This is a genomic window from Geodermatophilus tzadiensis, from assembly GCF_003002915.1.
In the GTDB taxonomy this organism is placed as follows: Bacteria; Actinomycetota; Actinomycetes; order Mycobacteriales; family Geodermatophilaceae; genus Geodermatophilus; species Geodermatophilus tzadiensis.
On record NZ_PVTG01000019.1, the window covers coordinates 1 to 23,128 of the forward strand.

At 76.7% G+C, this 23,128-nt stretch carries 28 protein-coding genes; 17 read left to right on the plus strand and 11 right to left on the minus strand.

The window, feature by feature from the left end; genetic code table 11:
• Positions 1–560 (plus strand): HNH endonuclease signature motif containing protein (locus tag LY71_RS19985; protein ID WP_211297445.1); only part of this gene is annotated, 560 nt, incomplete at its 5' end.
• Positions 561–709: 149 nt separating this feature from the next.
• On the plus strand, positions 710–1,414 hold the full coding sequence (locus LY71_RS19990) for a TOPRIM nucleotidyl transferase/hydrolase domain-containing protein (RefSeq protein ID WP_211297446.1): 705 nt from the start codon (positions 710–712) through the stop codon (positions 1,412–1,414).
• Here the strand turns inward: LY71_RS19990 and LY71_RS19995 are convergent.
• On the minus strand, positions 1,383–2,021 hold the full coding sequence (locus LY71_RS19995; RefSeq protein ID WP_106281038.1) for a dihydrofolate reductase family protein: 639 nt from the start codon (positions 2,019–2,021) through the stop codon (positions 1,383–1,385). The genes LY71_RS19990 and LY71_RS19995 overlap by 32 nt on opposite strands.
• Positions 2,022–2,144: 123 nt before the next feature.
• Between LY71_RS19995 and LY71_RS20000 the strand changes: the two genes are divergently transcribed.
• On the plus strand, positions 2,145–2,390 hold the full coding sequence (locus tag LY71_RS20000; RefSeq protein WP_146146195.1) for an STAS domain-containing protein: 246 nt from the start codon (positions 2,145–2,147) through the stop codon (positions 2,388–2,390).
• 6 nt (positions 2,391–2,396) lie between these two features.
• Here the strand turns inward: LY71_RS20000 and argG are convergent, their stop codons facing one another.
• Together argG and LY71_RS24285 are read right to left on the minus strand one after the other, a co-directional pair.
• Positions 2,397–3,845 (minus strand): argininosuccinate synthase, encoded by a 1,449-nt coding sequence (argG, locus tag LY71_RS20005; RefSeq protein ID WP_106281042.1) that lies wholly within the window; start codon positions 3,843–3,845, stop codon positions 2,397–2,399.
• 53 nt (positions 3,846–3,898) lie between these two features.
• Complete coding sequence (locus tag LY71_RS24285; RefSeq protein ID WP_106281044.1) at positions 3,899–4,711, minus strand: sulfurtransferase; 813 nt, start codon at positions 4,709–4,711, stop codon at positions 3,899–3,901.
• A 39-nt stretch (positions 4,712–4,750) separates the two neighbouring features.
• On the opposite strand from LY71_RS24285, the gene LY71_RS24290 reads away from it, so the two are divergent.
• The 3 genes from LY71_RS24290 (at position 4,751) to LY71_RS20025 (ending at position 7,795) form a co-directional block, all read left to right on the plus strand.
• Positions 4,751–5,569, plus strand: a complete 819-nt coding sequence (locus tag LY71_RS24290) for a putative protein N(5)-glutamine methyltransferase (protein WP_245888127.1) — start codon at positions 4,751–4,753, stop codon at positions 5,567–5,569.
• A gap of 61 nt (positions 5,570–5,630) precedes the next feature.
• Positions 5,631–6,080, plus strand: coding sequence for a universal stress protein (locus tag LY71_RS20020; protein WP_106281046.1), 450 nt, complete (start codon positions 5,631–5,633; stop codon positions 6,078–6,080).
• Positions 6,077–7,795, plus strand: coding sequence for a GAF domain-containing sensor histidine kinase (locus tag LY71_RS20025; RefSeq protein WP_106281048.1), 1,719 nt, complete (start codon positions 6,077–6,079; stop codon positions 7,793–7,795). The genes LY71_RS20020 and LY71_RS20025 overlap by 4 nt, the downstream gene beginning before the upstream one ends.
• Positions 7,796–7,799: 4 nt before the next feature.
• Here the strand turns inward: LY71_RS20025 and LY71_RS20030 are convergent, their stop codons facing one another.
• The 4 genes from LY71_RS20030 to LY71_RS20045 all read right to left on the minus strand — a co-directional run bounded on the left by LY71_RS20030 (position 7,800) and on the right by LY71_RS20045 (position 10,715).
• Positions 7,800–8,444, minus strand: a complete 645-nt coding sequence (locus LY71_RS20030; RefSeq protein WP_106281050.1) for a response regulator transcription factor — start codon at positions 8,442–8,444, stop codon at positions 7,800–7,802.
• A gap of 68 nt (positions 8,445–8,512) precedes the next feature.
• The gene (locus tag LY71_RS20035) at positions 8,513–9,541 is read right to left on the minus strand and encodes a type III polyketide synthase (RefSeq protein WP_106281052.1); all 1,029 of its coding nucleotides are present in this window, start codon (positions 9,539–9,541) and stop codon (positions 8,513–8,515) included.
• 40 nt (positions 9,542–9,581) lie between these two features.
• On the minus strand, positions 9,582–10,361 hold the full coding sequence (locus LY71_RS24560) for a methyltransferase domain-containing protein (RefSeq protein WP_106281054.1): 780 nt from the start codon (positions 10,359–10,361) through the stop codon (positions 9,582–9,584).
• Between the two features lie 9 nt (positions 10,362–10,370).
• Complete coding sequence (locus LY71_RS20045; RefSeq protein WP_106281056.1) at positions 10,371–10,715, minus strand: DUF3140 domain-containing protein; 345 nt, start codon at positions 10,713–10,715, stop codon at positions 10,371–10,373.
• Between the two features lie 131 nt (positions 10,716–10,846).
• Here LY71_RS20045 and LY71_RS20050 point away from each other — a divergent pair, with 131 nt between their 5' ends.
• From LY71_RS20050 to LY71_RS20085, 9 genes are all read left to right on the plus strand, one after another.
• Positions 10,847–11,410: a DUF6328 family protein gene (locus tag LY71_RS20050; protein ID WP_211297448.1), complete on the plus strand. Its 564-nt coding sequence runs from the start codon at positions 10,847–10,849 to the stop codon at positions 11,408–11,410.
• Positions 11,411–11,589: 179 nt separating this feature from the next.
• Complete coding sequence (locus LY71_RS23605) at positions 11,590–11,739, plus strand: hypothetical protein (protein ID WP_170121424.1); 150 nt, start codon at positions 11,590–11,592, stop codon at positions 11,737–11,739.
• 229 nt (positions 11,740–11,968) lie between these two features.
• A complete protein-coding gene (locus tag LY71_RS20055) occupies positions 11,969–12,658 on the plus strand; it encodes a TetR/AcrR family transcriptional regulator (protein WP_106281058.1) in 690 nt (229 codons plus the stop codon).
• 68 nt (positions 12,659–12,726) lie between these two features.
• Positions 12,727–13,152, plus strand: coding sequence for a hypothetical protein (locus tag LY71_RS20060; protein ID WP_106281060.1), 426 nt, complete (start codon positions 12,727–12,729; stop codon positions 13,150–13,152).
• Positions 13,153–13,198: 46 nt separating this feature from the next.
• A complete protein-coding gene (locus LY71_RS20065; RefSeq protein WP_106281062.1) occupies positions 13,199–13,384 on the plus strand; it encodes a hypothetical protein in 186 nt (61 codons plus the stop codon).
• Between the two features lie 40 nt (positions 13,385–13,424).
• Positions 13,425–13,814 (plus strand): LapA family protein, encoded by a 390-nt coding sequence (locus LY71_RS24565; RefSeq protein ID WP_106281064.1) that lies wholly within the window; start codon positions 13,425–13,427, stop codon positions 13,812–13,814.
• 142 nt (positions 13,815–13,956) lie between these two features.
• Positions 13,957–15,801, plus strand: a complete 1,845-nt coding sequence (locus LY71_RS20075; RefSeq protein WP_106281066.1) for an acyl-CoA dehydrogenase — start codon at positions 13,957–13,959, stop codon at positions 15,799–15,801.
• A gap of 167 nt (positions 15,802–15,968) precedes the next feature.
• Entirely contained in the window at positions 15,969–16,226 is a 258-nt protein-coding gene (locus tag LY71_RS20080) for a hypothetical protein (RefSeq protein WP_106281068.1), read from the plus strand.
• Positions 16,226–16,417, plus strand: coding sequence for a hypothetical protein (locus tag LY71_RS20085; RefSeq protein ID WP_106281070.1), 192 nt, complete (start codon positions 16,226–16,228; stop codon positions 16,415–16,417). Before LY71_RS20080 ends, LY71_RS20085 begins: the two co-directional genes overlap by 1 nt.
• On the opposite strand, the gene LY71_RS20090 is transcribed toward LY71_RS20085, so the two are convergent.
• From LY71_RS20090 to LY71_RS20105, 4 genes are read right to left on the minus strand one after another with little or no spacing between them, the layout of a single operon-like run.
• On the minus strand, positions 16,414–17,022 hold the full coding sequence (locus LY71_RS20090) for a response regulator transcription factor (RefSeq protein WP_106281072.1): 609 nt from the start codon (positions 17,020–17,022) through the stop codon (positions 16,414–16,416). The two genes, LY71_RS20085 and LY71_RS20090, sit on opposite strands and share 4 nt — an antisense overlap.
• Entirely contained in the window at positions 17,019–18,215 is a 1,197-nt protein-coding gene (locus LY71_RS20095) for a sensor histidine kinase (RefSeq protein WP_211297449.1), read from the minus strand. The genes LY71_RS20090 and LY71_RS20095 overlap by 4 nt, the downstream gene beginning before the upstream one ends.
• Positions 18,216–18,271: 56 nt before the next feature.
• The gene (locus LY71_RS20100) at positions 18,272–19,090 is read right to left on the minus strand and encodes an ABC transporter permease (protein ID WP_106281074.1); all 819 of its coding nucleotides are present in this window, start codon (positions 19,088–19,090) and stop codon (positions 18,272–18,274) included.
• Between the two features lie 26 nt (positions 19,091–19,116).
• Positions 19,117–20,061 (minus strand): ABC transporter ATP-binding protein, encoded by a 945-nt coding sequence (locus tag LY71_RS20105; protein WP_106281076.1) that lies wholly within the window; start codon positions 20,059–20,061, stop codon positions 19,117–19,119.
• Between the two features lie 356 nt (positions 20,062–20,417).
• On the opposite strand from LY71_RS20105, the gene LY71_RS20110 reads away from it, so the two are divergent.
• Together LY71_RS20110 and LY71_RS20115 are read left to right on the plus strand one after the other, a co-directional pair.
• Positions 20,418–21,170 (plus strand): 3-hydroxybutyrate dehydrogenase, encoded by a 753-nt coding sequence (locus tag LY71_RS20110; RefSeq protein ID WP_106281078.1) that lies wholly within the window; start codon positions 20,418–20,420, stop codon positions 21,168–21,170.
• The gene (locus tag LY71_RS20115) at positions 21,155–23,128 is read left to right on the plus strand and encodes a helix-turn-helix domain-containing protein (protein WP_245888130.1); all 1,974 of its coding nucleotides are present in this window, start codon (positions 21,155–21,157) and stop codon (positions 23,126–23,128) included. Before LY71_RS20110 ends, LY71_RS20115 begins: the two co-directional genes overlap by 16 nt.

Sequence of the window (23,128 nt, forward strand, 5' to 3'; positions counted from 1 at the left end):
GTACGCCGGAGGGCGGGTCGGTCGCGTTGGCGCTGGCCGACGACGACGGCGCCCTGCGCGCCACCACCACGCTCGAGCAGCTGCGCCGCCTCGCCGGGCGGGGCTGCACCGTCCACGAGCAGGACGAGTGCGGGTGCGCGCTGCTCGATGGGCCGGCTCCGGTCGCCGCCTACGAGCCGTCGGCGGCACAGCAGGCGTTCATCCACACCCGCGACCGCACCTGCCGCTTCCCCGGCTGCGGCCAACGAGTGGGCTGGGCCGACGCCGACCACGTCCTCCCACGCGCCTGCGGCGGGCCGACCGACTGCGCCAACCTGTGCTGCCTGTGCCGCAGCCACCACCGGCTGAAGACCTTCGTCCCCGGCTGGCGGTTCACCATGACCGCCGACGGCGTGCTCACCGTGACCACCCCGTCGGGCATCACCAGGACCACCCGGCCACCGGGCATGCGACCACCTCCACCGCCCGAGCCCCCACCACCGGACGCACCACCGGACGACACCGACGCCTCACCTACGGCGCCGCCGGCCGACCCCGGCGACGACCCACCGCCGTTCTGACCCGCTCGCCCACGTCCGGCTGATCCGGACGCAAGCGGTCAGCAGTCGACCGGACGTCGCGTACGGCAGGTCCCGAGCCGCCGACCGGACCACTGCGGTCACCCGACGACCCGGTTGTCGGCGTCCGGCTCGGCTGCGAGGGTCGCCGCGTGCCCGAGCCCGGACCGCTGGCGTCGGCGCTCCGTACCTGGGCCGCGCGCGGCATCGGGGACGCGGGGGCCGCCGCGGCGGCCCGGCAGCTCAGGCCCGCGACGGGCACCCACACCGTGGTGCTCGTCGAGGGCCTCAGCGACCACGAGGCCGTGCGGGCGGTCGCGGCGGCGCGGGGCCGGGACCTGGCCGCGGAGGGCGTGTGCGTCGTGCCCATGGGCGGGGCCACCAACGTCCGCCGGTACCTCGCGCTCCTGGGGCCCCGCGGGCTGGACGTCCGCGTCGCCGGCCTCTACGACGCCGCGGAGGAGCCGGTCTTCCGCCAGGCACTGGCCACCCGAGAGCACGGGCACCGGCGAGGCGTCGCAGCGCCCGGACCGGACCTCGCCCGGTCCGGCTTCTTCGCGTGCGTCGCCGACCTCGAGGAGGAGCTCATCCGGGCCGTGGGCACCGCCGGTGTCGAGGCGGTGGTCCAGGAGCTCGGCGAGTCGCGCGGGCTGGCCACACTCCGGCACCAGCCCGCCCACCGGGGACGCTCCCCCGAGCAGCAGCTGCACCGGTTCCTGGGCACCACCGCCGGCCGCAAGGCCCGCTACGCGCGGGCCCTCGCCCAGCGGCTCGACCCCACGTCGACGCCGGCGCCGCTGGAGCGCCTGCTCGCCGCCACCCGGCTCAGTGCACCACCGGCACGCTCTCCAGGGTGAACTCACCGCTGGGCAGCTCCCCCGCGCGCTCGTAGACGGCCGCGACCGCGCCCCGCGGCATGGCCGACGACCAGGTCAGCCGCCAGGCCCCGGGCAAGGCGCCGTCGCCGAACAGCCGCTTCCCCGGGCCGACGACCACCGGGTAGGTGAGCAGCCGCAGCTCGTCGACGAGGTCCTCGCGCAGCAGCGTCTGCACCAGCCCGGCCGAGCCGTGCACCTGCAGCTCCCCGCCGTCGCGGTCCTTGAGCGCGCGGACGGCGGACGGGACGTCGCCCTCGAGCAGCCGCGCGGTGCCGTTCCAGTCCACCGAGGTCAGCGTGCGCGAGGCGACGTGCTTGGTCCTGCGGTTGAGCGCGGTCGCGATCGGGTCGCCGTCCTGCGGCGCGTGCGGCCACCAGGCCGCGAAGATCTCGTAGGTCCTGCGGCCGAGGAGGAAGTCCTCCGCACCCGCGAACCACTCGACGATCCGCTCACCGGTCTCGTCGTCGAAGTACGGCGGCTGCCAGCCGCCGTGGGCGAAGCCGCCCGAGGGGTCCTCCTCGGGCTGGCCGGGCGCCTGCACGACGCCGTCGAGGGTGAGGAAGGCGGTGACCACCAGCCTGCGCACGCGGAGCTCCTCTCAACGGGGACACCGGGTCGACCGCCCGGAGCGCCCGGACTCATCGCTGCGAGGCGACCGATGAGTCCGCCGACGGGCCCCGGTCGACAGGGCATGAGGGCGGCGGAGGTCGTGACCGTGCCCGCGGTCGACGACGGCCCGGCCTGGGCCCAGGTGGCGCTGCTGGTGACCCGCGGGCACGCCGTCGTCGTCACCGTGCACCCGGAGGCAGCCGTCGACCTGGGCACCGTCGACCTGCTGGCGCGGCTGGTCCTGGCCGCCCGCCGCTCCGGCGGGCGCCTCGTCGTCGACCCGCCGCACCCGGGGCTGCGGCGGGTCGCCTGCCTGCTCGGCCTGCGCGAAGCCCTCGGCCTGTGAAGGCGCTCAGTCGGTGCCGGACTCCATCGCCGCCCGGTCCAGGAGCTCCTCGTCGCCGCCGCGCGCGCCGAGCGAGGCGATCGCCTCGGCGCCGCCCTCGACCATGTCGCCGATCAGCCCGGTGGCGGCGGCCTGCGCGGCGCCGACCAGCGCCGGCTGCTCGGTGCCGACCATGCCCAGCCGGGCGTACTGCTCGAGCTTGGCTCGCGAGTCGGCGATGTCGAGGTTGCGCATGGTCAGCTGGCCGATCCGGTCGCCGGGGCCGAACGCGGGCTCCTCGGTGCGCTCCATCGACAGCTTGTCCGGGTGGTAGCTGAACGCCGGACCGGTGGTGTCCAGCACCGACCAGTCCTCGCCGCGGCGCAGCCGCAGGGTCACCTCGCCGGTGACCGCCATGCCCACCCAGCGCTGCAGCGACTCCCGCAGCATCAGCGCCTGCGGGTCCAGCCAGCGGCCCTCGTACATCAGCCGGCCCAGCCGCCGGCCCTGCAGGTGGTAGGTCTCGAGGGTGTCCTCGTTGTGGATGGCGTTGACCAGCCGCTCGTAGGCCGCGTGCAGCAGCGCCATGCCGGGCGCCTCGTAGATGCCGCGGCTCTTGGCCTCGATGACCCGGTTCTCGATCTGGTCGCTCATGCCCAGCCCGTGCCGGCCGCCGATGGCGTTGGCCTCGAGCACCAGGTCGACGGCGGAGTCGAACTCCTTGCCGTCGATCGACACCGGCCGGCCGTGGGCGAAGCCGATCGTGACGTCCTCGGTCGGGATCTCCACGGCCGGGTCCCAGAACCGCACGCCCATGATCGGCTCGACGATCTCGATGCTGGTGTCGAGGTGCTCCAGCCGCTTGGCCTCGTGGGTGGCGCCCCAGATGTTGGCGTCGGTGGAGTACGCCTTCTCCGCGCTGTCCCGGTAGGGCAGGCCGTGCGCGGTCAGCCACTCCGACATCTCCTTGCGCCCGCCGAGCTCGTCGACGAACTGCGCGTCCAGCCACGGCTTGTAGATCCGCAGCGAGGGGTTGGCCAGCAGGCCGTACCGGTAGAAGCGCTCGATGTCGTTGCCCTTGAACGTCGAGCCGTCGCCCCAGATCTGGACGTCGTCCTCCAGCATGGCGCGCACCAGCAGCGTCCCGGTGACCGCGCGGCCGAGCGGGGTGGTGTTGAAGTAGCTGCGCCCGCCCGAGCGGATGTGGAAGGCCCCGCAGGTCAGCGCCGCCAGCCCCTCCTCGACCAGCGCCTCCCGGCAGTCGACGAGCCGAGCGATCTCCGCGCCGTAGGCGCCGGCCCGGCCGGGCACCGAGCCGATGTCGGGCTCGTCGTACTGGCCGAGGTCGGCGGTGTAGGTGCAGGGGACGGCCCCCTTGTCGCGCATCCAGGCCACCGCCACGGAGGTGTCCAGACCACCGGAGAAGGCGATCCCGACGCGTTCGCCGACGGGCAGCTGGCTGAGCACCTTGGACATGGCATCAGTATGCACGACCGTGCATGACGACTCACCGACAGGTCGTCGACGGCTCAGTCGCCGGTGGCCACCGGACGGTCGGGGTCGCTGCTGTACTGCGACCAGGAGCCGGCGTGCAGCCGCCCGGCGGGCAGCCCCGCGAGCTCCAGCGCCAGCAGGTCGTGGCAGGCCGTCACGCCGGAGCCGCAGTACACGACCACCGGGTCCTCGCCGGTCACGCCCGCGGCGGCGAACCGCTCGCGCAGCGCGCCGGCGGGCAGGAAGCGGCCGTCCGCGTCGAGGTTGCCCCGGTGCGGCACGTTGACCGCGCCGGGGACGTGCCCGGCCCGCGGGTCCACCGGCTCGTGCTCGCCGCGGAACCGGGCGGGGTCGCGGGCGTCGACGACCACGGTCGCCGGGTCGAGGACGTCCGGCACGCCGGCCAGCCGCTCGGCCGGCCACGGCCGGGGGGTGAACACCGCCGGCGCGACGTCGGGGGCGGCCTGCTCCAGCGGCCCGTCCCAGGCGGCGAGCCCGCCGTCGAGCAGGGCGGCCTCGTGGCCGGTGACCCGCAGCAGCCAGACCAGCCGGGCGGCGACGGAGCCCCCGGCGTCGTCGTAGGCGACCACGGTGGTGTCGTCGCCGATCCCGAGGGCGGCCATGCCGACGGCGAACACCGCCGGGTCGGGCAGCGGGTGCCGGCCCTCCGCGGGGCTGCCGGGGGCGGCCAGCCAGCGGTCGAGGTCGACGAACACCGCGCCGGGCAGGTGCCCGGCGTCGTAGGCGGCGCGGCCGGACCGGCCGTCGAGGTACCAGCGGACGTCGGCGAGCCGGACGTCGCCACCGGCGGCCCGCCACCAGGCGACGTCGACGACGGGAGGCAGCACGCCGGCGACCCTACGGGCGCCGTCTGCGAGCCTGTCCGCGTGCTGCTCTCCCCCGCCGAGGAGGCCCGCCTGGTGGCCCGGCTGCGCGCGGCCGGCTGCGTCTTCGCCGAGGACGAGGCCCGGCTGCTCGCCGGCGCCGCGGCCACCGCCGCGGAGCTGGAGGCGCTGGCCGGACGCCGGGAGGCCGGTGCACCGCTGGAGCACCTGGTGGGCGCGGTCGAGTTCTGCGGGCTGCGGGTCGCGGTCGGCCCGGGCGTCTTCGTCCCCCGGCAGCGCACCGCGGCCCTGGTCGCCCGTGCCGCAGCGGAGGCGCGCGCCGTCGCCGGCCGGACCGGACGTCGGCCGGTCGCGGTGGACCTGTGCTGCGGCTGCGGCGCCGTCGGGCTGGCCCTGGCCACCGCGGTCGGCCTGGCCGAGCTGCACGCCGCCGACGTCGACCCCGCGGCGCTGCCCTACGCGCGGCGCAACCTCGACCCGGTCGGCGGGCGGGTGCACGGCGGCGACCTCTACGACGCCCTGCCGGCGCGGCTGCGCGGCCGGGTCGACGTCCTCGTCGTCAACGCGCCCTACGTGCCCACCGCCGCGCTGGCCCTCCTGCCCCCCGAGGCCCGGCTGCACGAGCCGCGCACCGCGCTCGACGGCGGCCCCGACGGGCTGGACGTGCACCGCAAGGTGCTCGCCGGCGCACCCGACTGGCTCTCCCCGGACGGCGGCCTGCTGGTCGAGATCGGCGCGGCGCAGGGGCCGGGGCTGGCGGCGGCCGCCGCGGACGCCGGGCTGTCCGTCCGGGCCGACACCGACCCCGACGACGGGACGACGGTGGTCACGGCCACCCGGACCCGAGCAACGGCCGTCTGAGTTCCGGTATCCGGGTCCTTGGTCCCTGTCCGAACGGGCAGGTGGGCGACAGGATCGCCACATGGCCGACACGCCCGTGGAACCGCTCCGGCTGGCTCCCCTGCTGCCGCGCCGCCCCCGCCCCCGTCTCGTGGTGCACGTCGACGGCTCGGCCTCCTCGTACGGCGCCCTGGTGTGGGCGCTGCGGGAGGCGGCGCGCCGGGACGGCACGGTGCTGGCCGCCGGCGTGGTCGACAGCCCGGCCGAGAGCCTCGTGCCGGTGCCCCGCGGGGTCGACGAGCGGCAGCGCGCCGCGGTGCTGGCCCAGGTCGAGGCACAGGTGGTGCGGGCCATCGCCGAGACCGGTGTCACCGGCCGCGTGCGCACGGCCACCGTGGAGCAGCCGGTGTTCGACGCGCTGGAGGCGGCCGGCCGCGGCGGCGACCTCGTGCTCGTCGCCGGCTCCGGGCGCACGCTGCTGCGGCCGGTGGTCCCCCGTGCCCACGGGCGCCGCCTGGTCCGCGGAGCGTGAGCGACTCCTTCGCCGTCGACCGGCGGAGGCGGGAGGAACCCTCGGGACGGGCCCTGACCCCGCCCGGTCCGGAGGGCCCGCCGACGGGGGGCGAGCCGGCACTGGCCGCCGCCGTGCGGGCGGCGGCCGCCGGCGGGCACCTCGAGGCGACGCTGCGAGGCCTGGTCGAGGCCGCGGTCGCCCACGTCGACGCGACCTTCGGCGCGCTGGGCGTGCTCACCCGCGACGGCAGCCGGCTGGACCGGTTCGTCATCGTCGGGATGGACGACACGGACGGCGAGCGCATCGGCCGGCTACCGGCCGGTGAGGGCATCCTCGGCCTGCTCGTCGACCACCCGGTGCCGCTGCGGCTCGACGACCTCGGTGCACACCCCGCCTCCGTCGGCTTCCCGGACGGGCACCCGCCGATGCACTCCTTCCTCGGGGTACCCGTCTGCGTGCGCAACGCCGTCTTCGGCCACCTCTACCTCACCGAGAAGCGCGACGGCGGGCCGTTCACCGAGGCCGACGAGGAGGCGGTGCTCGCCCTCGCCGCCGCCGCCGGACTGGCCATCGAGAACGCCCGGCTGGCCGAGGCGGCCGAGCGCGGCCGGGCGTGGGTGCAGGCGGCCACCGAGGTGTCGACGGCGCTGCTGTCGGGCGCCGACCCGTTCGGGGTGCTGCAGACGGTGGTCGAGCGCGCGCACCTGCTCAGCGGGGCCGACCTCGCCGGCGTGCTGGTCGCGGAGGAGGAGGACGCCAGCGCGCTGACCATCGTCGCGGCCGCGGGGACCGCCGCCGACGAGGTCGAGGGCGTGCGCGTCCCGCTGGAGGACACCCACGTCGGGCGGGTGCACCGCACCGGGGTCGGGGAGCTGGTCGACGACATCCGCGCCGACCCGGTGCGCGGCCGGCACGCGCCGGTGGCCGTCGAGCTGATCCGCGAGTACCGGTCGTCGGTCATCGCCCCCCTGGGCCGGTCCCTCGGCACGCTGATCTGCCTGCGCCGGGACGGGCGCGAACCCTTCGACACCGAGGACCTCGACGCGCTGTCGGCGTTCGCCGCGCAGACCGCCGTCGCCCTGGAGCTGGCCCGCAGCCAGCGGCGGGAGCGCCGCCTGCAGGTACAGGCCGACCGCGACCGCATCGCCCGCGACCTGCACGACCACGTCGTCCAGCGGCTCTACGCCACCGCCCTCTCGCTGGACCGGGTCAGCCGGTCGCTGGAGGACGCCGACCCCTACGCCGCGCACCGGGTGGGCCGCAGTGTCGACGAGCTCGACGCCACCATCGCGCAGATCCGCTCGACGATCTTCGGCCTGCACGACGGCGCCACCGCTCCGGCCGGGCTGGGCCGGCTGCTCACCGACGCCGTCCGGCAGGCCACGGAGGGCTCGGAGCTGCAGCCGGACCTGCGGTTGCGCGGCGACCTCGACGCGCTGCCCACGGGGTTGGCCACCGACGTGCTCGCCGTCGTGCGCGAGCTGCTGAGCAACGTCGTCCGGCACGCGGGGGCCACCCGGGTGGCGGTCACCGTGGACGCCGGCGACGAGGGCCCGCACGGCGAGGTCACCGTGGTGGTCACCGACGACGGCCGGGGCCTGCCGGCGGTGTCCGTGCGCAGCGGCCTGGCCAACCTCGCCGAGCGGGCCGCGTGGCACCACGGCCGGCTGGCGACCGCCGGCGGTCCGACCGGGACCCAGGTGACCTGGACGGTCCCCCGCCCGGCGCCCTGACGCCTCAGCCGGGCCGGTGCCCGCGCAGCTCGGTGGCCAGGATGGCCGCCTGGGTGCGCCGCTCCAGGCCCAGCTTGGCCAGCAGGTGGCTGGTGTAGTTCTTGACCGTCTTCTCCGCCAGGCCCATCCGCTCGCCGATCTGCCGGTTGGTCAGGCCCTCCCCGATGAGCGCGAGCACGCTGCGCTCCTGCTCGGTCAGCACCGCCAGCCGCCGCGACACCTCGCCGTTCGTCCGCGGCCGCCGCCCGGGACCGTTGGTCAGCGTGCCGCCGGCCGCGACCGTGTGCACCGCCGACACCAGGTCCGCCCCGCGCACCTGCTTGACCACGTAACCGGCGGCGCCCGCGGCGAGGGCGGCGGCGATCGCGTCCTCGTCGGCGTAGCTCGACAGCACCAGGCAGCGGACGGCCGGCAGCCGCTCGCGCAGCCGGCGGACGAGGTCGGCGCCGTCGCCGTCGGGCAGCCGCATGTCCACCACCGCGACGTCGGGCCGGACGGCGGGACCGCGGGCGAGCGCCTCCGCGACGCTGCCCGCCTCCCCCACCACCTCGAGCCCCGGGTCGTCCTCGAGGAGCTCGGCGACACCGCGACGGACGACCTCGTGGTCGTCGATCAGGAACACCCGGACCGGGGACGAGGTGGCGGACACGGCGGCCTCCCCTGCGCACTGCGGCTGTGGTGACACAGGGTAGTGCCCGCTCGGGCCGGTGGCTCGCCCTATACCGGCAGCAGTAGCGCTGCGTAGAGGGTCAGTCCCGGGCCGAAGGCCATCGCGACGACGGGGCCGTCGACGTCGGCGAGCTCCTGCAGCACGAGGAGCACGGTGGCCGACGAGCAGTTGCCGTGCTCGGCGAGCACCCGCCGGGAGGCGGCCACCTGCTGGTCGGTCAGCCCCAGCTCGTCACGGACGACGTCGAGGATCCGCGGGCCGCCGGGGTGCACCGCCCAGCCCGCCACGTCCTCCACGCGCAGGCCCGCGCCGTCGAGCAGCTCGGCCACCACGTCGCCGACGTACCGGGAGAGCACGTCGGGCACCCGCGGCGACAGGCCCATCCGGAAGCCGAGGTCGGTGACGTCCCAGGTCATGTGGTCGGCGGTGGAGGGGTCGGTGCGCGCGACCACCCCGGCCAGCCGCCGTCCCCGGCCGGCGCCGGGCTCGACGACGACGGCGGCCGCGGCGTCGGAGAACAGCGCGTGCGCGACCACCTGGTCGAGCTGCCGCTCGGCCGGCTGCACGTGCAGGCTGGTCAGCTCGCAGCACAGCAGCACCGCGGGGCGGGAGCGGGCGGCCACGAAGTCGCCGACGGCCGCCAGCCCGGGGACGGCCGCGTAGCAGCCCATGTGCCCGACCAGCAGCCGCTGCAGGCCCGGCGGCATGCCCAGGTCGCTGGCCAGCCGGATGTCCAGGCCGGGGGTGGCGTACCCGGTGCAGGTGGCCACCGCGAACAGGCCGACGTCGCCAGGGGCCAGGCCCGCGTCGTCGAGCGCGCCGGCCACCGCCTGCTTGCCCAGGGGCAGCGCCTCCTGGACGTAGCGGGCCATGCGGGCACCGGTGCTCCACCGGCTGAGGTCCTCGTCGACCGGGTTGGCCACCGCGTGGCGGGTGCGCACGCCGGCGCCGTCCCAGATCCGGCGGGCCGCGCGCACGCCCGCGTAGTGCCGGGCGAAGAAGCCCTCCCACGCCGCGTCCTGGTCGAGCGTCGCCGGCAGGGCCGCGCCGGCGCCGGTCAGCACCGCGGCGCTCACCCGCGCTGCCCCGGCGTCGCGGTGCTGGTGGGCAGGGGGGTCATGTCCCCGACCGTACGTGCGGGAGCGCCGCCGCGGTCACGCCACCCGCGCCGTCCCGGTGCGGCGGCGAGTCCCGCTTGCGTCCGTAACCGGCGAACAGCACCGCCGTGGTGGGCAGCGGCCGCATCCGGACGACGTCCCGGCGGCCGCGCCGCCAGGCCACGACGTCGCGCAGCGAGGGGCGCAGGCCGACCAGCCGCAGGTCCAGGCCCAGCCGGTCGGCCGCGGCGAGCAGTCGGCGGCGGTCGACGAACAGGGCGGGGTCGTGGATGCCCGGCGGCGGCCCCCCGGGCAGGCGCTCGGCGATCCGGACGGCGACCAGCTCGGCCAGCCGGGTGGCCGCGAGGGCGTCGACCACGAGCGTGCCGCCCGGCCGCAGCACCCGGGCGGCCTCGGCGAGCACCGCGACGTCGTCCTCGACGTGCTCGAGCACCTCCCCGGCGACGACCACGTCGGCACACGCGTCGCGCAGCGGCACGGCCAGCACCGACCCGCGGACGGCGAGCACCCCGTGCCGGGCGGCCACCGCGAGCCCGGGGCCGTTGAGGTCGACGCCGACGTGCCGGTAGCCCAGCCGGGAGGCGTGCGGCGCCATCAGCCCGCCGCCGCAGGCCAGGTCGACCAGCAGCGCGCCGGGCCTCGGCGCCGGCGGGAGGTGCTCGGCGCGAGAGGCCGCCAGCCAGTGCAGCATCGCGAACCCGCCGGATGCCTCCCACCACTGGTCGGCGAGGGCGTCGTACTGCGCCGGGTCGTTGCGGCGCGGGTCGTCGAGGCGCACGGGGCGGGGCTACTTCCTCTTCAGCGGGTCGTGGCCCCAGTTCATCAGCGAGTACCGCCACCGGGAGTCCTCGACGTCCTCCTTGGCCGGCTCCTGCGCCAGGTGCCGCTGGACGTAGCCGTGGACCTTCCTCATGTGCGCGTAGTCGTCGTCGGTGAGGTCGCCCTTCTTCTTGTGCAGGATCTCGACGATCCGCCGTCCGGACTCGTGCCCGGTGGACTCACCCGAGCCGCCGCTCTTCTGCCCGACGGACTGCGACTCGTCGGTGTCCAGCCACCGCTGCAGCTCCGCGGCGCTCATGTTGACCACCTCGTCGAAGTCCCTCTTGATGGTGTCCCGGTCGTCGTCGGCCACGGCTCCTCCTCGGTCGGCCCCCCGGCGGTACCGCGGCGCCGACCTCGGGAAACGGGTGTCGCGCGGCGAGGCCGGCGGGTACCGCGCCGTGCGTGGGCGGGAAGGGGCCGACGAGCGACGACGGGGCACCTTTGCGCGGGCGGTCCCGGGCGGCCGCCCTGCGCAGCGCCCGGGCGCGCGGGGAGACCCTCGACCAGCTGCTCGACCGCAACCTCGCCGAGCTGCTGCAGGAGCTGCGGGTGGCGATCACCGGCGTGCAGGTGCTCTTCGCCTTCCTCCTCGGCCTGGCCTTCACCCAGCGCTTCACCGAGCTCGACGCCTTCGCGCTGACCGTCTACACGGTGACGCTGATGGCCACGGCGCTGGCCACGGTGGTGCTCATCGCACCGGTGTCCTTCCACCGGCTGGTGTTCCGGCGGCGGCAGAAGGCGGCGCTGATCGCGGTGGCCGACCGGATGCTGGTGACCGGCCTGGCGCTGCTGGTGCTGGCCATCAGCAGCGGCGTGCTGCTCGTGCTCGACGTCGTCCTGGGGCGGGGCCCGGGCCTGGTGGGCAGCGCGCTGGTGCTCCTCGTCGCGGTCGGCCTCTGGTACGGGCTGCCGGTCCGGGCCCGGCGGGCGGGGAGCGGCGACGACGGCCCGGGCGACGCCGACGACGGCCGCGGCGACGGCGAGGGCGGCCGGCCCGCAGGATGAGGCGCCGCGTCCCCACCCCGAAGGTGGTCCGTGTCCGTCCCGTCGTCGGGGCCCGGACGAGGACGTGCTGGTCGTCGTCCCCGGGGCCTGCCGTCCCGGTCGGCCGACCGCCGGAGGTTCACCCGGCCGGTCGCGGGGCAAGGCCCCGGAGCACCCACCCGCGACCCGAGGAGGACGCCGTGACCGAGCCCGAACGGCCCCCGCGCACGCCCGAGCGGGCGGAGGGCGACCCGGACCAGCAGGAGACCGACGACGGCCGCACCCCCCGCGCGGAGGACCCGGCCGAGGGCCAGCCGCTCGGCGACGGTCCCGCCGACACCCCGGGCTGACCGCGGACGGACCCGTCCACCCCTCCCGTGCGCTCCCGCGGCCGCGCACGGGAGGAGGACGGCCGCCGTCCGGCCTCCCCCACGGCACCACCGCGTCGTCCCACGGGTCCCACGGCTCACCACCGCCCCGACCAGCGCGTTCGCCCCTCGGTCACCCACAGCGATCACCCGTGCCGGGGACCCGGCGCGCCGTGGACTGATCCGTCACGGGAGGCGGCACCATCCCCGTGTGACCGCCGCTGCCCTGCCCCTCGCCGACGCCGACAGCCCGGCCCCGGTCCGCCGCAGCCGCGCGGAACGGGAGGCCATCGTCCTCGACACCGCCGAGCGGCTCTTCGCCGCCCGCAGCTCGCGCAGCGTCGGCATGGACGAGCTCGTCCGCGAGACCGGCCTGGGCAAGATGACCGTCTACCGGCTGTTCCGCAGCAAGGACGAGCTGGTCGGGGCCTACCTCGCGCGCAAGGCCGCCACGGTGCTGGCCAGCATCGACGCCGAGCTGCAGCGCCTGGCGCACGACCCGCGCGCCGCGCTGCTGTCGGTGGTCGCCGTGGTCGAGCGCGACGTGACCCGGGCCGGCTTCCGCGGCTGCCCGTTCACCAACGTCAGCAGCGAGTACGACGACCCGCAGCACCCGGCCCGCGTCGCGGCCGCCGACTACAAGTTCGAGCTGCACGGCCGCCTCGAGCGGCTCGCCGAGCAGGTCGCGCCGGGCGTGGGCGAGGACCTCGCCGCGCAGGTGCACCTCATCCTCGACGGTATGTACCTCTCCGGTGGCCTGCTCGGCCCCGACGGCCCCGCCGCGCACGGCCGCCGGCTCGCCGAGCGCCTGGTCGACATCGCCGCCGGCGACTCGGCCGGCAGCAACCCGGCCGGCACCGGCCCGGCCGCGGCCCACCCGGTCCTGGTCACCTCCGCCTGAGCGCCGGCCCCGCCCGGCCGCACACCGCTCGCCGGGCGAGGCCGGGTCCCAGCCCGCAGGATGGGCCGGTGACCGTCGACCGCAGCCGCCCCGACCTCGACGACACCACGGTCGAGGGGCTGGGCAAGCTCTCCGAGGCCCTCGAGACGATCGAGCAGGCGCGGGGCCAGCTCTACGGGTTCCACCAGCACTCCGGCAAGGCCGACCTCCTCCTGCAGGACGCCGTCGAGCTGTTCCGGAAGGCCGGGCACACCGAGCTCGCCGACGACCTCGACCGCGACCTCGTCGGGCGCAACGTGATCGCCGACCGGTGGACCTTCCAGATCGTCGAGGACTACGACGCCTCCTACTGGTCGGTGTTCCGCGCCTTCGACGAGCGGGCCCGCACCGAGCTCTCCGACGGCGACCGGCACGTCTACGAGGCCCGCATGAAGCAGCGCGAGCGCAGCGCCGGGCACCCCGCGCACGAGGCCGGCCCCTCGCTGTCGGAGTGAGCCCGCCCGGTCGCCCCCCGGGCGCCCGGGACGCAGACTCGCCAGGGTGAGCACCCGCGAGCAGAAGATGCCCGAGCCGGAGACCCCGCGCTCCGTCGGCCCCCTCGGCAGCGCCACGTCCGGCCCGCCGGCGCCCGACTCCGACGGCCCCGAGGACACCGGCCCGGCCGACGGTACCGCCGGCCCCTCCTGGCCGCCGGCGGGCACCGAACCGGCCGCCCACCGCGACTGATCCCCGTTTGACCCGGGGCCCGGGCGGACAGACCTCCGGCGTGACCACTCCCGGAACGCCCGCCGAGCCCCGGCCCTCCGCCCCGGGCACCGACCCGTTCGCGACCGGCTACGGGACCTCCCCCGCCGGGTCCGCACCCGCCGGGACGACCGGCGGCACCTCGCCCGCCCCGGCGCGGCCCTCGGGCCCCTCCCGCGTGGGCCGTGCCGGGCGCACCGCCGGCCGCGGTCTCGCGCTGGTCCTGCTCATCGCCGTCACCGTGGTCCTGGTGCTGTTCGCGGTGTTCAACGGCGAGACCGTGCCGATCAGCCTCGTCTTCACCGACGTGCGCGCTCCGCTGGTCGTCGCGCTGCTCATCGCCGCCGCCCTCGGTTTCCTCGTGGCCACGTTCCTCGGCGCCGTGCTCGCCGCCCGCCGCCGCAACCGCTGAGCTCCCCCGGACGACCCGGCCCACCCCTGCGGGCGGGTCCTGCCCGCGCGATCTTGCTCCTGGTTACCCGCCGGTAATAGCGTCCGCCACCGGCGGGCGGCGACGCTCGCCGCACCGGCACCGAGATCAGGAGCGACACGGCATGGGCCACTACACCGCGAACCTGCGGGACATCGAGTTCAACCTGTTCGAGTTCCTCGACACCAAGGACCGGTTCGGCACGGGACCGTTCGAGCAGATGGACGCCGAGACCGCGCGCGGGGTGCTGGCCGAGGTCCGCCGGCTGGCCGAGGGCCCGATCGCGGCCTCCTTCGCCGACGCCGACCGCAACCCGCCGGTGTTCGACCCGGCGACCTCCTCGGTGACCCTCCCCGAGTCGTTCAAGCGGTCGGTGCGCGCCATCGAGGACGGCGAGTGGTACCGCCTCGACCTGCCCGAGCACCTCGGCGGCTACGGCGCCCCGCACGCGCTCACCTGGGGCGCCTTCGAGATGGTGCTCGGCGCCAACCCCGCCGTCTTCATGTACGGCTCCTGGGCCGCCTTCGCCGCGATCCTCCACGACCTCGGCACCCCCGACCAGAAGCGCCTGGCCGAGCTCGTGCTGGAGCGCAGGTGGGGCGCCACGATGGTGCTCACCGAACCCGACGCGGGGTCCGACGTCGGCGCCGGCCGGACGAGGGCCGTGCGGCAGGAGGACGGCTCCTGGCACCTCACCGGCGTGAAGCGGTTCATCACCTCCGCCGAGCACGACCTGAGCGACAACATCGTCCACCTGGTGCTGGCCCGCCCCGAGGGCGCGGGGCCGGGCACCAAGGGACTGTCGCTGTTCGTCGTCCCCAAGTTCCACGTCGACCTCGAGACCGGCGCGCTCGGCGAGCGCAACGGCGTCCACGTCACCAACGTCGAGCAGAAGATGGGCCTCAAGGTCTCCACGACCTGCGAGCTCACCTTCGGCGACGGGCCGGTGCCGGCGAGGGGCTGGCTGGTCGGCGAGGTGCACGACGGCATCGCGCAGATGTTCCGGGTCATCGAGCACGCCCGGATGTTCGTGGGCACCAAGGCGATCGCCACCCTGTCGGCCGGCTACCAGCACGCCCTGGCCTACGCCAGGGACCGCGTGCAGGGCGCCGACCTCACCGCGACGTCGAAGGACGCCCCGCGGGTGACCATCACCCACCACCCCGACGTCCGCCGCTCGCTGATGCTGCAGAAGGCCCACGCCGAGGGCATGCGGGCGCTGTACCTCTACACCGCGGGCTTCCGCGACCGGGTGACCGAGGCCGAGGCCGCCGGCACCGCCGACAGCGAGGAGGCCCGGCTGGCGGCCCGCGTCAACGACCTGCTGCTGCCGGTGGTCAAGGGCTACGGCTCCGAGCGCGCCACCCAGCTGCTCACCAGCGAGTCGCTGCAGTGCCTCGGCGGGTCGGGCTACCTGCAGGACCACCCGATCGAGCAGTACGTCCGCGACTCCAAGATCGACACCCTCTACGAGGGGACGACGGCGATCCAGGGCCAGGACCTCTTCTTCCGCAAGATCGTCAAGGACGGCGGCGTCGCGCTGACCTGGCTGGCCTCGCAGGTCCAGGCGACCATCGACGCCGAGGCGGGCAACGGCCGGCTCAAGGAGGAGCGCGCGCTGCTGGCCACCGCGCTCGCCGACGTGCAGGGCATCCTCACCGCGATGTTCGGCCAGCTGACCGCCGCCCAGGACGACGTGCGCAGCCTGTACCGGGTCGCGCAGAACACCACCCGGCTGCTCATGGCCGCCGGCGACCTGGTGACCGGCTGGCTGCTGGTCCGCCAGTCGGAGGTCGCCCTGGCCGCCCTGGCCGGGGAGGTGGGGGAGCGGGACCGGTCCTTCTACGAGGGCAAGCTGGCCGCCACCCGGTTCTTCTGCACGCAGGTGCTGCCCCGGCTGTCGGCCGAGCGGGCCGTCGCCGAGGCCACCGACGACGCGCTGATGGAGGTCCCCGAGGCGGCGTTCTGACGGAGGGCCCCGTCCTCCCCACCCCTGGCTCCGCTCGGGGCGGGACCCGGGACGGGGCCGGTCCGGCTCGTCACCGTCGGCGGCCGCCGGTCGTTTCGGGGGGACGACGGCGGGCATGGCACCGGAGGACAGCGCCGTCGACCAGCGCCGTCGGACAGGAGGAACCCGTGAGCGACCCACAGGGCAGCGACCGGATCCAGCAGGGCGTCCCGACCGCGTCGGGCACCGGCGACAACAGCAGCACCGGCACCGGCTCCAGCTTCGACGACGTGCCGCTCACCGCCGACGAGGCGATCGCGCGGGACGCGGCCAGCGACGACGACCTGCCGGCCCGCGCCGACTCCGACGTCGCCCGGGCCCGCACCGACGGCCCGTCGGGCGAGGTGGCCGGCCCCACGCCCCGGTCCGGAGGAGGGAACGACTGATGAGCGAGTCCGACCACACCGGGTACCGCGAGTCCCCGAACACCACCGACGGGCCGACCGACGCGAACATGGTCGACGGCGTCACCGGCGAGGACCGCGCCGACGCGGGGGAGAGCGACACCACCCTCACCACCGACGACGACGCCCAGCGCGACGACTCCGTCGTCCGCGGCGGCAACCAGTCCGGCTAGCCGATCCAGCCGTGGCGGCGGGCGACCTCGACGGCGGCGTGCCGGTTGGCCGCGCCGAGCTTGCCCGCGGCGGCGGACAGGTGGTTGCGCACCGTCCCCGGTGACAGGTGGGCGCGGGCGGCGATCTCCTCGACCGGGGCGCCGCCGGCCGCCAGCTCCAGCACGTCGGCCTCCCGCGGGGTCAGCGGGCTGTCGCCGGCGCTGATCGCCTCGGCGGCGAGCTCGGGGTCCACGTAGCGGCCGCCGCGGGACACGGTGCGCACGACGTCGGTGAGCACCGGCGCCGGCACGGTCTTCGGCAGGAAGCCGCGCACCCCGGCCGCCAGCGCGCGCTTGAGGTGTCCGGCCCGGCCGTGACCGGTCACGATGACCACCGCGCAGCCCGGCAGCAGGGTGCGCAGCCGCCCGGCGACGGTGATGCCGTCGAGGTCGGGCATCTGCAGGTCGAGGACGGCGACGTCGGGTGTGCAGGCCCGCGCCATGGCCAGCGCCTCGTCCCCGGAGGCGGCCTGGGCGACCACCTCGAGGTCGTCCTCGAGGGCGAGCAGCGCGGCCAGCGCCGAGCGGATGAGGTTCTCGTCGTCGGCGAGCAGCACGCGGATCACACCGGCACCCCCACCGGGACGGCCGCCGTGAGCACGAAGCGGTCGCCCTCGCGGCCGGCCGACAGCCGCCCGCCGGGCGCGGCCAGCCGCTCGGCCAGGCCGGTCAGCCCGGCGCCGCGGTCCCCGTCGCCGGTCACGCCGTCGTTCACCACCCGCAGCTCGGCCACCCCGCCCGACGTCGACAGCGCGATAGTGCACGTGGTCGCGCGGCTGTGCCGCAGCACGTTGGTCACCGCCTCCCGCACCACCCAGCCCAGCGCCGTCTGCACCGGCGCGGGCAGGGCGACCGCGCCGTCCTCCCCGCTGACGGTCACCTCCACGCCCGCGGCCCGCAGCACCGACCGGGCGCCGGCCAGCTCACCGGGCAGGTCGCTGCCGCGATAGCCGCGGACGACGTCGCGCACCTCGCGCAGCGACTCCTCCGCGACCCGGCTGATGTCGGTCAGCTCCTGCACCGCACCCTCCCGGCCGCGGCGCACCAGCTCGGCGGCGAGCTGGCTCTTCACGGCGATCACCGAGAGGTTGCGGCCCATGACGTCGTGCAGGTCGCGGGCGAAGCGCAGCCGCTCCTCGGCGACGGCGAGCTGGGCCTGCACCCCGCGGGTGCGCTCCATCTCCACGACGACGTCGAGCACCCACACGGAGAACCGGAAGGCCAGCACCAGCCCGGTGACGGCGACCGTGAAGACGACGCCGAGGACCAGCGCCGCGGACCACTCCTCGCCGCCCAGCAGCACCACCCCGCCGACGAGCAGGCCGACGCCGGCCGACGCGCGGGTCAGCACGCGCGTGGTCCAGACCGGCGAGGCGGCGGTCAGCAGCATCGCCAGCGGGAGGGCGAGCAGCCAGCCCGTGCCGGGCTCGCCGGACCGGGCCAGCCCCTCGACCACGCCGGTGCCGGCGGTGACCGCGGCGGCGACCAGCGCGGCGGTCAGCGGACCGGCCGGCGGGGAGCGCCGGGTCCAGCGGGTGGCCAGCCCCGCGCGGACCAGGACGACGCCGGTGACGGCCACCCCGACCGAGCCGGCCAGGTACAGCCAGGCGGCCGGCGTGGTCGCGACGCCCTCGGAGCCCAGGACCATGAGGGCGAGCGCCGGCGTCAGCGCCAGCCAGCCGTAGAAGGACGACCGCGTGTAGAGGTCCAGGCGCTGGGGGTCGGTGCGGCTGCTCCACCAGCGCGCGACGGTCGGCACGGCCCTCATGCTGCCGTACCGACCGCCGCCCGCCGGGGCCTCCGGCGCGCCCGTCCTCAGCGCTTGGGCGCCCAGCGGAACCACCGCAGGCTCGCCACGCCGGCGAGGACCACCCAGGCCGCCGCGACGGCCAGCGGGACCAGCGCCGCCCACCACAGCTCCGCGCCGGCCACGGCCTCCCCGTCCCACGTGCGGCCGGTCAGGCCCAGCTGCACCAGCTCCACGACCGGCGTCAGCGGCAGCAGCCGGGCTCCCGTCGCCAGCGCCTCCGGCAGCGCGACCAGCGGGAAGAACACCCCGGACAGCGCCGTCGCCCCGAGTACGACCGGCAGGGTGGTCACCTGCGCGGACTCCGGCGTCCGGGTCCAGACGCTGCTCAGCGTGGCCAGCACGGCCATGAGCACGGCGCCGAGCAGCACGGCCAGCACCGGCAGCACGGGGTCGACCGGGGCGCGCCACTCGCCGAGGACGACCACCCCGACCGCCACCACGGCGAGCTGGACGGCCGTCACCAGCAGCGTCGGGACGGCGGTGGCGGCGAGCACCTCGCCGTCGGTGAGCTCGCCGGTGCGCATCCGCTGGAGCACCAGGGCCTCGCGCCGGGCGACGTAGGTGACGACCAGGTTGTAGTAGGTGAGGAAGACCAGCGTGAACGCGGTCGCGGAGACCAGCAGGGTCTGCCCCAGCGGGGCGTCACCGGCCCCGAACAGCGGGACGAGCGCCACCAGCAGCAGCGGCGAGAGCACCGAGTTGACCACGGCGGTGCGGTTGCGCAGCAGCAGCCGGGTCTCGGCGCCGGCGAGGGCACCGACGCGGCGGAGGCGGGACGGTCCGCCGGGGACGGCGGTGGGGACGGGGACGGCGGTGGCGGTCATCGGGGGCTCCTGTCGGGGAGGCGGGGTCAGGCGAGGTCGGCACCGTCGGCGACGGCGAGGAAGGCCTGCTCGAGCGAGGCGGCGCGGGCCTGCAGGCCGGGCAGCTGCACCCCGGCGCGGGCGGCCCAGGTGAGCAGCTCGGCGAGCACCGGCTGCAGGTCGCGGGTGTGCCACTCGACGCGGGGGCCGGAGGCGACGACCTCGACACCGGCGGGCACCGGCGGCTGCGGGGTGCCCGGGTCGAGCCGGAACGAGACGGTGGCCGGCTGGGTCTCGGCGATCTCCTCGCGGGTGCCGGCGGCCACCACCGTGCCGGCGCGCATGATCGCGATCCGGTCGGCCAGTTGCTCGGCCTCCTCGAGGTGGTGCGTGGTGAGCACGACCGCGGCGCCGTCGTCCACCAGGCCGCGGACCAGCCGCCACACGGTGCGGCGGCTCTCCGGGTCCAGGCCGGTGGTCGGCTCGTCGAGGACCAGCACCCGCGGGCGGCCGAGCAGCGCCAGCGCCAGGTCGAGCCGGCGGCGCTCGCCGCCGGAGAGGCTGCGCACCCGGACGTCGGCGCGGCCGGTGAGGTCCACCTGCGCCAGCGCCTCGGCGACCGGCCGGGGTGCGGTGAGGGTGCCCGCCCACGTGCGGACGGTCTCGGCGACGGTCAGGTCGCCGGGCAGGCCGCTCGCCTGCAGCAGCACGCCCAGGTGCGGGCGGACGGCGGCCCGCTCGCGGCGCGGGTCGGCGCCGAGGACGCGCACCGAGCCGCCGGAGGCCGGGGCCAGCCCCTCGAGGACCTCCAGGGCCGAGGTCTTGCCGGCCCCGTTGACGCCGAGCAGCGCGAGGACCTCGCCCGGGCGGACCTCGAAGGAGATGCCCCGGACGGCCTCGAACGAGCCGTACCGGCGGCGCAGGTCGGTGACCTCGACCGCGGGCGCGGCGACGGGCGCCGGGACCGGCGCGAGCGTGGGTGTCGGGTGCACGGCGGGACCTCCTCGGGGTGCCCGCCGGCCGGGGGTCGGCCGCTGTCGTCCGGGCACGTCCCCACGCTCCCGCCGTCCCCGGCCCGGCACAGGTGCCGTCCCTCACGACCTGCGCCGGGACGCACACGGGGAGCCCGTGACGGGTGTCACGGGGAGCCCGTGCACGTCGCGGCCCGGTCCCGCCGTGGCGGCGCACGTCCCGGCTCTCCGGTCGTGTGTGCACGGACCACGCCCCGGTCCCGTCCCGGCACGAGGGCCCGCCGTCCGGTCCGTGTGCGGAACCGCCACCGTCCGGACCGGAGCTGTGTGGGTGGCACCCGTGGGTGTGACCGGAGCCACCCTCTACGGTGCCCGTCATGGGCGCGGAGGACCTCGAGGGTCGGCGGGCGATGGTGACCGGTGGCGGTTCCGGGATCGGGCGGGCGGTGGCCGCGCGGCTGGCGGAGGCCGGCGCCGCGGTGGTGGTCGTCGACCGCGACGCCGCGGCCGCCGAGGCGGTGGCCGCCACGGTCGGGGGCACGGCCGTGACGGTGGACCTCTCCGACCTGGCCGCCGTCGACGCCCTGGACCTCGACGTCGACGTCCTGGTCAACAACGCCGGCTTCCAGCACGTCGCGCCGGTGCACGAGTTCCCGGTCGAGGTCTTCTCCACCATCCAGCGGCTCATGGTCGAGGCGCCGTTCCGGTTGGTCCGCGGGGCGCTGCCGCACATGTACCGGCGCGGCTGGGGGCGGGTGGTCAACGTCAGCTCGGTGCACGGCCACCGCGCCTCCCCCTACAAGTCGGCCTACGTGACCGCCAAGCACGCGCTCGAGGGGCTGTCGAAGGTGGTCGCGCTCGAGGGGGCGCCCCACGGCGTCACGTCCAACTGCGTGGCGCCGGCCTACGTGCGGACCCCGCTGGTCGAGGGGCAGATCGCCGACCAGGCGCGCACGCACGGGATCTCCGAGGACGAGGTGGTCGAGCAGGTCATGCTCGCCCCCGCGGCGCTCAAGCGGCTCATCGAGCCGGCCGAGGTCGCCGACGCCATCGCCTGGCTGTGCTCGCCGGCCGCCACCTCGGTCACCGGCACCTCCCTGCGCATGGACGGTGGGTGGACCGCCCACTGATGGCCCGGCCGGACGGGGTGCCGGCCGTGGCCCGGACCGCAGCACCGCCCACCGGCGGCGCCGCCCGGGCTCCCCGCGCGACCTCGGCGGCCGCCGAGTACCTGCGGCTGGTGCTCGACGACGCCGCGGCGATCGAGTTCGAGGGGCCGCTGGTGCGCGCCCGGGCGTCGGGCGCCGACGCCGCGACGCTCGCCGAGCTGGAGGGCGTGCGGCTGCTCGCGCTGCAGGTGCGCGCCGCGTTCGCCGCCCGCCGCCGCCGGGAGTCCGAGCTCTCGGCGCTGTTCGACACCGCCAGCGACCTGGCCGCCCTGCGCGGCGTCGACTCGGTGCTGACCGCGATCGTCCGGCGCGCCCGGCAGCTGCTGGGCACCGACGTCTCCTACCTGACGCTCAACGACGACGCCCGCGGCAACACCTACATGCGGGTCACCGACGGCTCGGTCTCGGCGCGGTTCCAGGCGCTGCGGCTGCCGATGGGCGCCGGCCTCGGCGGGCTGGTGGCGCAGGCGGCGGCGCCGTACGCGACCGCGAGCTACTTCACCGACCCGCGGTTCCACCACACCGACGAGATCGACGACGGCGTCCGCGAGGAGGGCCTGGTCGCCATCCTCGGCGTCCCGCTGATCCGCGGGTCGCAGGTGATCGGGGTGCTCTACGCCGCCGACCGCACCGAGCGGGCCTTCGACCGCTCCGAGGTGGCCCTGCTGGGCTCGCTGGCCGCGCACGCGGCGATCGCCATCGACAACGCCCGGCTGCTGGAGGAGACCCGCACCGCGCTCGAGGAGCTGTCCGCGGCCACCCGCGAGCTCCGCGCGCACACCGAGTCGGTGGAGCGGGCCGCGGGTGCGCACGACCGGTTCATCGGCGTCGTGCTGCGCGGGGGCGGGGTGGAGGGCGTCGCGGCCGCCGTGACCGAGGCCCTCGGCGGCCGGATCACCGTGCTCGACGAGGAGGGCCGGCCGACCGCCGGGGACGACGGGGCGGCCGCGCTGCCGCCCGACCCCGCCGGTGCGCTGGCGCTGGCCCGGGCCACCGGCCGCACCGTCCGCGACGGCGAGTGGTGGACCGCCGCGGTCACCGTGGGCAGTGAGCTGCTCGGCGGGCTGGTGCTGCAGCAGGCCGCCGACCTCTCCGACGCCGACCAGCGGATCCTCGAGCGCGCCGCGCTGGTGACCGCGCTGCTGCTGCTCATCCGGCGCACCGCCGGCGAGGCGGAGGGCCGGGTGCGCGGCGAGCTGGTCGACGAGCTGCTGACCGTGCCGCTGCGCGACCCCGACGGGCTGCGCGAGCGCGCCCGCCGGCTGGGCGCCGACCTCGACCGGCCGCTGGCGGTGGTCGTCGTCCGGGTGGAGGAGCGCTGCCGGGGGCGGGCGCTGGCCGCCGCCACCCACCTGGCCGCCACCCGCGGGGGCCTGGCCGGGACGCGGGACGCCCGCGTCGTGCTGTGCCTGCCCGACCTCGCCGCCGCCGACGCCGCCGCGCTGGTGCGCCGGGAGGTGGCCGCGGCGGTGGGCCGGCCGGTGACCGCGGGCGGCGCGGGGCCGGTGCACGGCCCCGCCGCGGTGGCCGGCGCCAGCGCGGAGGCGGGGCGCTGCGCGTCGACGCTGGAGGCGCTCGGGCGGGCCGGTGAGTCGGCCAGCGCCGACGAGCTCGGCTTCGTCGGGCTGCTGGTGGGCGAGGGCCGCGACGTCCCGGGGTTCGTCACCGCGACCCTCGCGCCGGTGCTCGACTACGACGCGCGCCGCGGTACCGACCTGGTGACGACGCTGCGGGCCTGGTTCGCCACCGGCGGCTCCCCCGCGCGGGCCGCCGAGGTGCTCAACGTGCACGTCAACACCGTCACCCAGCGGCTGGACCGGGTGGGCCGGTTGCTCGGCCGCGACTGGTCGGCGCCCGACCGCGCGCTGGAGGTGCAGCTGGCGCTGCGGCTGCACCGGCTGACGGCCGCGGGCGACTGA

Excerpts from the sequence above, each read along its gene's own strand:
- LY71_RS20100 (WP_106281074.1), bottom strand. The coding sequence starts at position 19,090 with ATGACCGCCACCGCCGTCCCCGTCCCCACCGCCGTCCCCGGCGGACCG.
- LY71_RS20020 (WP_106281046.1), top strand. The coding sequence starts at position 5,631 with ATGGCCGACACGCCCGTGGAACCGCTCCGGCTGGCTCCCCTGCTGCCG.
- LY71_RS20110 (WP_106281078.1), top strand. The coding sequence starts at position 20,418 with ATGGGCGCGGAGGACCTCGAGGGTCGGCGGGCGATGGTGACCGGTGGC.
- argG (WP_106281042.1), bottom strand. The coding sequence starts at position 3,845 with ATGTCCAAGGTGCTCAGCCAGCTGCCCGTCGGCGAACGCGTCGGGATC.
- LY71_RS20075 (WP_106281066.1), top strand. The coding sequence starts at position 13,957 with ATGGGCCACTACACCGCGAACCTGCGGGACATCGAGTTCAACCTGTTC.
- LY71_RS20085 (WP_106281070.1), top strand. The coding sequence starts at position 16,226 with ATGAGCGAGTCCGACCACACCGGGTACCGCGAGTCCCCGAACACCACC.